Genomic DNA, 9,115 nt, shown 5'->3' with positions numbered 1-9,115 from the left:
GACGCCGCCAGCACCGTCGCCTCGTCGCCGTAGCGGCCGACGAGCTGGACGCCGATCGGCACACCGCCCTTCGACCATCCCAGCGGCAGCGAGATCGCCGGCTGGCCGGAGATGTTGAAGGGGAAGGCGAAGACCGCGTCCGTCCATTTGGCGTTGTAGCGGTCGATATCGGTCTCCGACATGTCGTAGAAGCCGAACGGGCGCGGCAATTGCGTCAGCGTCGGGGTGACGAAGAGATCGTAGCCGTCGAGATCGCCGACGATGTCGCGGCCGACCTGCCGCAGCTGCTCGACATCGGAGATGTGCCTGGTGCCGCTGGTGGCGCGGCCGCGCTCGATGATCGCCCATGTCACCGCCTCGACGTCATCAGGCGTCACCGGCCGGCCGATCACCGTTTCCAGGTAGTCGAAGGTCGCCGCCGTCTGCACGCAGGTCATGTTGGTGTAGGTCGCCCACACGCCGTTGGCGTCGAGCGGCATGTCGTGCTCCTCGACATGATGGCCGAGGCTTTCGAGCGTAGCCACGGTGGCCAGCACCGCTGCCTTCACCTCCGGGTCCGTGGCCGTGCCGTTGGGCGGCGTGACGGTGAAGCCGATGCGCAGCTTCTTCGGCGCCTTGGCCGACAGGCTGAGCCAGGAGGCGTCCGGCACCGGCGGCGTGTAGGGATCGCCCGGCAGCGCGCCGGCGACCGCGTCGAGATAGGCCGCGGTGTCGCGCACGCTGCGCGAACAGCAGAGAAAGTAGGCGCCACCATACCAGTAGTCGCCGAACGGCGCGAGGCTGACGCGGCCGCGTGACGGCTTCAGCCCGACAATGCCGCAGCAGGAGGCGGGTATCCGGATCGAGCCGGCGCCGTCGCTGGCTTCCGCGATCGGCACCATGCGCGAGGCGATGGCCGCGGCGGCACCGCCGCTCGAGCCGCCGGGCGTGATGCCTTCCTTCCATGGGTTCTTCGTCGTGCCGTAGAGCTTGGGCTCCGTCGTGATCGACCAGCCATTTTCGGGCGCATTCGACTTGCCGACCAGCACCAGTCCCGCCTTCTTCATGCGGCGGACCACTTCGGTATCGAAGTCGGCGACGACATCCTTGAGGTAGACGGAGGAATTGGTGTTGGGCGCGCCCGTCCAGGAAGAGGCAAGCTCCTTAAGCAGGAACGGCACGCCGGCGAAGGGCGCCGATTTGTCGACGGTGCCTGCCTGCGCGCGCGCCATGTCGTAAAGGCGATGGATGACAGCGTTGAGCGCGGGGTTCACGCTTTCGATGACGGTGATCGCCGCCTCGGTCAGCTCCGCAGGCGAAACCTCGCCCCGATGCACAAGGTCGGAGAGCCCCAGCGCATCGGACTCGGTATAGGTTTTCAGCAGACTGTCGGTGACCATGTCTCTCTCCCTTGAATGATCGGGCAGCCGGCCAAGAGACTCACCCTCACCCAGCCTCCGCTTCGCTCGGCTGACCTCTCCCCGGCGGGGAGAGGAGATTGTTGGCGCCGGCGTCAACCTCTTCTCCCCACGGGGAGAAGGTGGCCGCGAAGCGGCCGGATGAGGGGGCCGGCGCGACCTCAGGCCAGCTCGACGGTCCGGCCGAGCGCGATGCTCTGCTCGGCGGCCAGCACGATGCGCAGGCTGTTGACGGCCGCATCCATCTGCTCGGTCAGGTCGAGATCCTCGCGGATGGCGCGCAGGAAGAAAGCCTGCTCGCGGTCGCACAGCTCCTGGTGGCCGGGCTCGTCTTCCATGCTGACGATCTCGTCGGGCTTCGAAAAGTTCTTGTCGCCGTCGACGGCGGCATAATGGATCTTCAGCGCGTCGGTCTTGGTGTGCCGGTCGATATCGGCCGAATCCGAAACCTCCTCGGCATCCTTGGCGTCGCCCGCGCCCTGGCCGGCGACGATCGAGACAGCACCCTTCGGACCGACCACATCCTTCACGAAGTAAGCCGTCTCGCTCATCATCGGCCCCCAGCCGGCCTCGTACCAGCCGACCGAACCGTCATCGAAGGTGACATGCAGGTGGCCGTAATTCTGCTTGTCCGCCTCCGCCCAGAGCTTGGCTCCGATACCGTGCACGCGCACCGGCCTTGCGCCGGTCAGCTGGCACATGACGTCGACATAGTGGACGCCACAGTCGACGATCGGGATCAGCGAATCGATCAGGTTCTTGTGCCAGTGCCAGGCGCTGCCGCTGCTCTGCTGGTTGAGGTTGAGCCGCATCACCAGCGGCTTGCCGAGCGTCTTGCCGACCTCGATGAACTTCATCCAGGACGGATGGACGCGCAGGATATAGCCGAGCACCAGCTTGCGGTTCTTCGCCCGCGCGGCGGCCACCACCTTCTCGGCGTCCTCGATGTTGGTGGCGAGCGGCTTTTCCATGAACACATGGCAGTTGGCGGCGATAGCCTTCAGCGCGTATTCGGCATGGGTGTTGGGCCAGCTGTTGATGGAGACGGCGTCAGGCCTGGTCTCCTTCAGCGCCAGATCGAAATCCTCGTAGAGCGGGTAGCCGGAAAGCTCGGCCGGGATTTTCTTGCTGCTCTTGATCGAGCGGCTCATGATGCCGACGATCTCGAACCCTTCCGAGCGATGATAGGCGCTGGCATGCGACGCCCCCATATTGCCGAGACCCACCACCAGCACTTTTACCTTGTCGGCCATCTCAGCCTCCCGAATTTTGATTGAACTGTCGGCGGCAACGCGCCGCCGGTAATCACATCAAGTTTGCGCCGCCCCTCATTGCCCTACCGGGCATTTCTCCCCGTATAGAGACGGGGAGAAAGACGCCGGCCGCAATGGCGCTACTTCACCGCCGAATCGAACAGGTGCGCCTTGATCTTCTCGACATCGAGCGCGGCAAACCCTTCCGACAGTTTGGCGCCGTCGGCGTCGGCCTTGACCTTGGCCTTGTCGAAGTCGTTGGCCGCCGCGATAAGGTCGTTGGTGCAGACATCCTCGGCCTTCACCGGGCTGGTGATCTGGCCGATCTTATGGATCTCGTCGAAGAAGCCCTGCCAGCTCGCCATGTCGTGCGAGCCCCAGCCGCCGCGCTTGTCCATGTCGCCACGGAAGACGTTGATCTGCTGCAGGATGGAGGTGGTGCCGAGTTCGGGACCGAGATTCTTGGCCAGAGTCGGGAACTGTTCGAACACCGCCTCGACCGCCGCGCGAGGGTTCTGGTAGCCGAATTCGAGCCCCATCGCCCAGCCGCGCAGGTACTTTTCCAGGAACGCCTTCTTGTCGGCATCCTCGAGGTCGGCGGTGCGCACCACGAAGGTGTTGGCCGGCAGCTTGGAATGTTCGACACCCAGCCAGTATTCGAAGTCGAGCCCCTTGGCGATCCATTCGGCGCGCAGCCCCTCCCAGGACAGCGCCGCGTCGCCCTGGCCGCCGGCAAGGGCGGTGCCCCAGGTCGGCCAGCCGGCCTCGACATATTTGACCTTCTTGATATCGACGCCTTGCGCGGCGAGCAGCGGATCGGTGATCGCCTGCCAGGCGGCGGAGCCGAGCAGGATGGTCTTGCCTTCGAGCTTCTTCAGGTCGTTCGATCCTTCGCCTTTGCGGAAGGCGATGGAGAACGTGTCGCGCGCGCCCATGTGGAACACCGACTTCAGCTTCATGCCGTTCTGGATGGCGAAGGAGAACACGCCGGGCGACGGGAAGCCCATATCGGCCTGCCCGATATCGACGAACTTCACCGTCGCCGTGCCGTCCGATGGGCCCGGCTGCATGTCGGTGTCGAGCCCGTCGAAATAGCCGGCCTTCTTGGCCGCCCAATAGGGATAGTCGTCGAGCACTTCGAGCGTGCCGCGCGGCGAGATCCAGGTGAATTTTCCGTAGGCCGCCGCCTTCGCCTTGAGGCCGGTTGCGCCGAGTGCGGTCGCCGTCACAAGTCCGGCGCCGGTCACCTGAAGGAAATAGCGGCGGCTTATTCCCGCCTGTCGCATGAAATTGTCTTTGGTCATGGTCTTCCCCTTTTTGTTTTGACGTCAGTGTCTTGCCGTGCCGCCCGCCTCCCGGGCGTTGCTCAAATCCTTGTTCTCAAGCCTCCCAGCTCGCCCATTTCTTGCCGATCAGGAAGAACAGCACGTAGATCAGGATGCCGAGCATCGACAGGATCAGCACCACGGCGAAGAATTGCGGCATCTGGATCATCGACGAGTACGTCGTCAGCCGGTTGCCGAGGCCGAAGCCGCCGCCGACCATCTCGGCGCCGACCGCCGTGAGCAGCCCGAAAATCGCGCCGATCATCAGCCCGACCAGGATCATCGGCAGCGCCATCGGCGCGCGGATCTTCCAGAAGATCTGCAAGGTGCTGGCGCCGTAGGAACGCGCCAGCGCGATCTTGGCGCTGTCGACGCGGCGAAAGCCGGTGGCGGCGTTGATCATCACCATCGGCCCGGCAGCCAGCGCCACCGCGATGATGCGCGGCGTGTAGCCGAAGCCGAAGCGCAGGATGAGCAGCGGCACCAGCGCCAGCATCGGCGTGGTGACCAGCAGCAGGATGTAGGGCGCGACGATCTTTTCCGCGAATGGGAACTGGGTGATGACGGCGGCCAGCACCAGGCCGACGGCCGCGCCGATGGCGAAGCCCGACACCAGCTCGACCAGCGTATAGCCGAGATGCGGCGCGATGAGCGGGAACTCCTCGAACAGCGCCTGAACGATCGAGCTCGGCGGCGGCATGATGTAGAGCGGCACGTGGAACAGCCGCAATGCCAGCTCTATGCCGCCGATAATGATCACCGCCACCGCGAGGATGGCAGCGACCTCCTTGCCCGACTTGATGCCGGGGCCGCTGGCGAAGGCGGAGAGATTGGTCAGACTGACATCCTGCCCATCACCGGATTTGGCCTTCGAGAATTCCGGAATGGCGTCGCTCATGGCCTGATCCTCACGATCTCGGCGCTTGGGCGCTGCTGTTCCGGCTTCGCGGTGGCGCGCTCGCCGACAATATCCATCTTGATCTTGTTGGTGAGGTCGAACACCTCGCGCGTCGCCATGATCTCCAGCGAACGAGGGCGCGGGAACGGCACCCGGTATTCCTTGGCGACCCGGCCCGGCCGTGCGCTGAGCACCACCACGCGGTCGGAGAGGAAGATCGCCTCCTCGATCGAGTGAGTGATGAAGACGATGGTGGTCTTGGTGTCGAGCCAGATTTCCTCGACCAGACGGTTCATTTCCTCGCGGGTAAAGGAGTCCAGCGCGCCGAACGGCTCGTCCATCAGCAGCACGGACGGCTTCAGCGCCAGCGCCCGCACGATCGCGGCGCGCTGCTGCATACCGCCCGAAAGCTCGCGCGGGAACTTGCCGCCGAAGCCGTCGAGGCCGACGCGGTTCAGGAGATGCGCGATCCAGGCGCGGTCCGGCTTCTCGCCCTTGATCTCGAACGGGAAGCGGATGTTGGCGTCGAGATTGCGCCACGGCAGAAGGTTCGCTTCCTGGAAGACGATGCCGATGTCGGGATGCGGCCCGGTGATCTTCTTGCCGTCGAGCAGGATCTCGCCACCGGTCAGGCTGTGCAGGCCCGACATCGACCATAAAAGCGTGGTCTTGCCGCAGCCGGACGGGCCGACGATCGAAACGATCTCACTGGCCCTGATGTCGAGACTGCAGCGGTCCAGCGCCAAGAGGTCGCCAGATGCCGTGTGATAGATCTTGGTCGCCGCCTGCACGCCAAGCTTCGGCGCTGTTGTCTCGCCCGCGTTCATCCGCCCCTCGGAGATTTGCGTGATGATCCAATGGTCATCAGACTTGTTGAAAATCAGTCTGTAACTATCCTACTTTGCTGTCAAGCGTTCGTGGTGGTACGCTTATCAGGAAAATCTTGCCTTTAGCATATCCTGTTGTTTTTAAAACGATTATACGACCTTGAATTGCGTGTTGCTTTCCTACATACTCGGACCTCGGAGTATCGGCATTCCCTTGCGGCACGCAGCGGTTGCAGCGGGGCCGGCTAGATGGAACGGCAGCGTGCAAACATGGTAAGAGGTCGGGTCGAACAGGGCAGGGAAGATCGACCTCATGACCGAAGCTGACAGCCGCGAGGGCAGCGAACCGGAAGGGCGCGATATCAGGCGCATTCCCGACATCATCTCGCTGGTCAAGGATTCCTACCCGGAATTGCGCCCGGCCGAGCGCCGCGTCGCCGATGTCGTGCTCGACGACGTCAAATACGCCGTCGACGCTTCCAACGCAGCACTTGCCCAGCGCGCCGGAGTGAGCGAGCCGACGGTGACGCGGTTCTGCCGCGCCATCGGCTGCGAGGGTGTGCGCGACTTCAAGCTGAAGCTGGCGCAGAGCCTCGTCGTCGGCGCGCTTTATCTGGACACCTCGCCGGGCAGGCAGGGCGACGCCGGCATGCCATACTGGAACGCCGTGTTCGGCGAGGCGCGCCGGGCGCTGCAGGAAGCCGAGCGGCAGCTCGATCCGGGTGAACTGGAGAAGGCCGCCGAACTGATCGCACGCGCCCGCCAGGTCACCGTCTTCGGCCTCGGCGGCAGCTCGTCCGCGCTGGCGCAGGAGACCCAGTACCGGCTGTTCCGCTACGGCATCACGGTCAGCGCCCAGTGCGATCCCTATCTGATGCGCATGACCGCCTCGACGCTGAAGCCCGGCGACCTGGTGATCGCCATTTCGGCGACCGGGCGCACGCGCGAGGTGATCGAGGCCGTCGAGCTCGCCAAGCACTACCGCGCCGGCGCCATCGCCGTGACCGCGCCCGACACCGAACTCGCGCGCGCCTGCGACGTCAGGCTGGCGGTCGCCGTGCCCGAATATCCCGACACGCTGAAGCCGACGGCCTCGCGCTATGCCTTCCTGGCAATGATCGACCTCTTGGCGGTCGCTTCGGCCTACAAGCTCGACGGCTCGGCGCGCGAAACGGTGCGCCGCATCAAGTACAACGCCCAGATCCACCGCACGGGAAAGGAAATGGAGCCGTTAGGGGATTGATAATGCGGTTCTTCCTTCTCCCCTTGTGGGAGAAGGTGGATCGGCGCTTTAGCGCCGAGACGGATGAGGAGTGTTCCAGCGAGGTGAGGCGTTGGTGTTCCCTGGAACACCCCTCATCCGACCTCGCTGCGCGAGGCCACCTTCTCCCACAAGGGGAGAAGGGGTCGGCGTCGGCGCCAATGTGAAACGACAAGAGGGGAAGAGACGAAATGCTCGACATGGCACCAACGAAACAGGCGGCCGCATGGCTCGCGTCCTTTTCGCACGCGCTCGAAACCGGCGATGCGGCCGGTGCCGCCAGCCTGTTCGTCGACGACTGCTACTGGCGCGATCTTCTGACCTTCACCTGGAACATCACCACTATGGAAGGCCGCGACGCCATCGCCGGCATGCTCGGATCGACGCTGGCAACGACAAAGCCCGGCTCATGGCGGATCACCGGCGAAGCGACCTCGGACGAGGGCACCATCGAGGCCTGGTTCACCTTCGAGACGGCGACAGCCTGGGGGCAGGGCATCATGCGCCTGCGCGACGGTCGATGCCGGACACTGTTCACGGCTATGACGGACCTGAAAGGATTCGAGGAGCGCAAGGGGCCGGCGCGGCCGCTCGGCGTGCGCCACAAGGCCGATCCCGCGCGCGAGACCTGGTCGGAAGCCCGGGCGCGCGAGGCGCGCGACCTCGGCGCTTCAGAGCAGCCCTATTGCCTGGTCATCGGCGGCGGCCAGGGCGGCATCATGCTGGGCGCGCGGTTGAGGCAGCTGGGCGTTCCCACAATCGTCATCGAGAAGAATGCGCGGCCGGGCGATTCCTGGCGCAACCGCTACCGCACGCTCGTGCTGCACGATCCGGTCTGGTACGACCATCTGCCCTACATTCCATTCCCGGACAACTGGCCTGTTTTCACGCCCAAGGACAAGATGGGCGACTGGCTGGAAATGTACACGCGCGTCATGGAGCTCAATTACTGGGTCGCCACCAGGTGCCTCAGCGCCTCCTATGACGACAAGGAAAAGGTCTGGACCGTGGTTGTCGACCGTGTCGGCCGGCAGATCACGCTGAAGCCCAAGCACATCGTCTTCGCCACCGGCGCCTATGGCCCGCCGCGTCGGATCGATCTGGAGGGCGCCGACCGGTTCAAGGGCGAATTGCTGCACTCCAGCCAGTATGCGAGCGGCGAGAAGTATCGCGGGAAAAAGGTCGCCGTCATCGGTGCGGCAAGCTCGGGCCACGATGTCTGCGTCGATCTCTGGGAAAGCGGAGCCGACGTCACCATGATCCAGCGTTCGCCGACCACGGTGGTCAAGTCGGACACGCTGATGCAGGTCGGCTTCGAGATCTTCTCGGAGGACGCGCTGGCGCGCGGCATCACCACCGAGAAGGCCGACATGATCGTCGCCTCGACGCCCTTCGCGCTGGTGCCCAAGGGCCAGCGGGCGCTCTACGATGTCATCCGCGCGCGCGACGCCGATTTCTATGAGCGTCTCGCGGCGTCGGGCTTCGCCCTCGATTTCGGGGACGACGAGACCGGCCTGCTGATGAAGGCCTACCGTACAGGCTCGGGCTATTACATCGATGTCGGCGCCTCCGACCTGATCATCGACGGCAAGGTCGGCATCCGCAGCGGCGTGCCGATCAAGGCGCTGACGGAAAAGGGCATCCTGTTCGAGGACGGCAGCGAGCTTGAAGCCGACGCCATCATTGCCTGCACCGGCTATCAGTCCATGAACGAGAATGTCGCGGCACTCGTCTCGCGCGAGGTTGCCGACAAGGTCGGCCCGTGCTGGGGCCTCGGCTCCGGCGTCAAGGGCGACCCAGGCCCCTGGCAGGGCGAGTTGCGCAACATGTGGAAGCCGACCGCGCAGGAAGCGCTGTGGTTCCATGGCGGCAACCTCGCGCTGTCACGCTTCTACTCGAAATACGTGGCGCTGCAGATCAAGGCCCGCATGGAAGGCATCGATACGCCGGTCTATCGGCCGGTGAGCAATTCGGCCTAAGAGCGTAATCTCCCCCCTCGAGGGTGAGATGTCGCCGAAGGCGACAGAGGGGGTCGCCGCGCGTGAAGCGCTAGCCTTGCTGCGCCGCAAGGAGGCTGCATCCGGTCGAACCGACCCCCTCTGGCCTGCCGGCCATCTCCCCCTCGAGGGGGGCGATTACTCGTGGCTACGTCCA

General features: G+C 64.7%; 7 protein-coding genes. 2 read left to right on the top strand and 5 right to left on the bottom strand.

Going from position 1 to position 9,115, the window contains the following annotated elements:
- The 5 genes from J0I79_RS01090 to J0I79_RS01070 form a co-directional block, all read right to left on the bottom strand.
- Positions 1-1,379: amidase (locus J0I79_RS01090; protein WP_292854572.1), on the bottom strand; the 1,379-nt coding region annotated here is incomplete at its 3' end.
- Between the two features lie 179 nt (positions 1,380-1,558).
- A complete protein-coding gene (locus J0I79_RS01085) occupies positions 1,559-2,650 on the bottom strand; it encodes a Gfo/Idh/MocA family oxidoreductase (RefSeq protein ID WP_292854570.1) in 1,092 nt (363 codons plus the stop codon).
- Positions 2,651-2,790: 140 nt separating this feature from the next.
- Positions 2,791-3,954, bottom strand: a complete 1,164-nt coding sequence (locus J0I79_RS01080; RefSeq protein ID WP_292854567.1) for an ABC transporter substrate-binding protein — start codon at positions 3,952-3,954, stop codon at positions 2,791-2,793.
- Between the two features lie 76 nt (positions 3,955-4,030).
- The gene (locus J0I79_RS01075) at positions 4,031-4,873 is read right to left on the bottom strand and encodes an ABC transporter permease (protein ID WP_292854564.1); all 843 of its coding nucleotides are present in this window, start codon (positions 4,871-4,873) and stop codon (positions 4,031-4,033) included.
- Positions 4,870-5,700 (bottom strand): ABC transporter ATP-binding protein, encoded by an 831-nt coding sequence (locus J0I79_RS01070; RefSeq protein ID WP_292854561.1) that lies wholly within the window; start codon positions 5,698-5,700, stop codon positions 4,870-4,872. Before J0I79_RS01070 ends, J0I79_RS01075 begins: the two co-directional genes overlap by 4 nt.
- A 313-nt stretch (positions 5,701-6,013) precedes the next feature.
- Here J0I79_RS01070 and J0I79_RS01065 point away from each other — a divergent pair, with 313 nt between their 5' ends.
- Complete coding sequence (locus tag J0I79_RS01065) at positions 6,014-6,943, top strand: MurR/RpiR family transcriptional regulator (protein WP_292854558.1); 930 nt, start codon at positions 6,014-6,016, stop codon at positions 6,941-6,943.
- Between the two features lie 209 nt (positions 6,944-7,152).
- Positions 7,153-8,940 (top strand): NAD(P)/FAD-dependent oxidoreductase, encoded by a 1,788-nt coding sequence (locus J0I79_RS01060; protein WP_292854555.1) that lies wholly within the window; start codon positions 7,153-7,155, stop codon positions 8,938-8,940.
- The last annotated feature ends 175 nt before the right edge of the window (positions 8,941-9,115 follow it).

Origin of the sequence: Mesorhizobium sp. (assembly GCF_017306585.1) — a bacterium.
Lineage (GTDB): Bacteria > Pseudomonadota > Alphaproteobacteria > Rhizobiales > Rhizobiaceae > Mesorhizobium.
The sequence above is the reverse complement of the archived record's forward strand: the minus strand, read 5'-3'. Positions and strand labels throughout refer to the sequence as shown.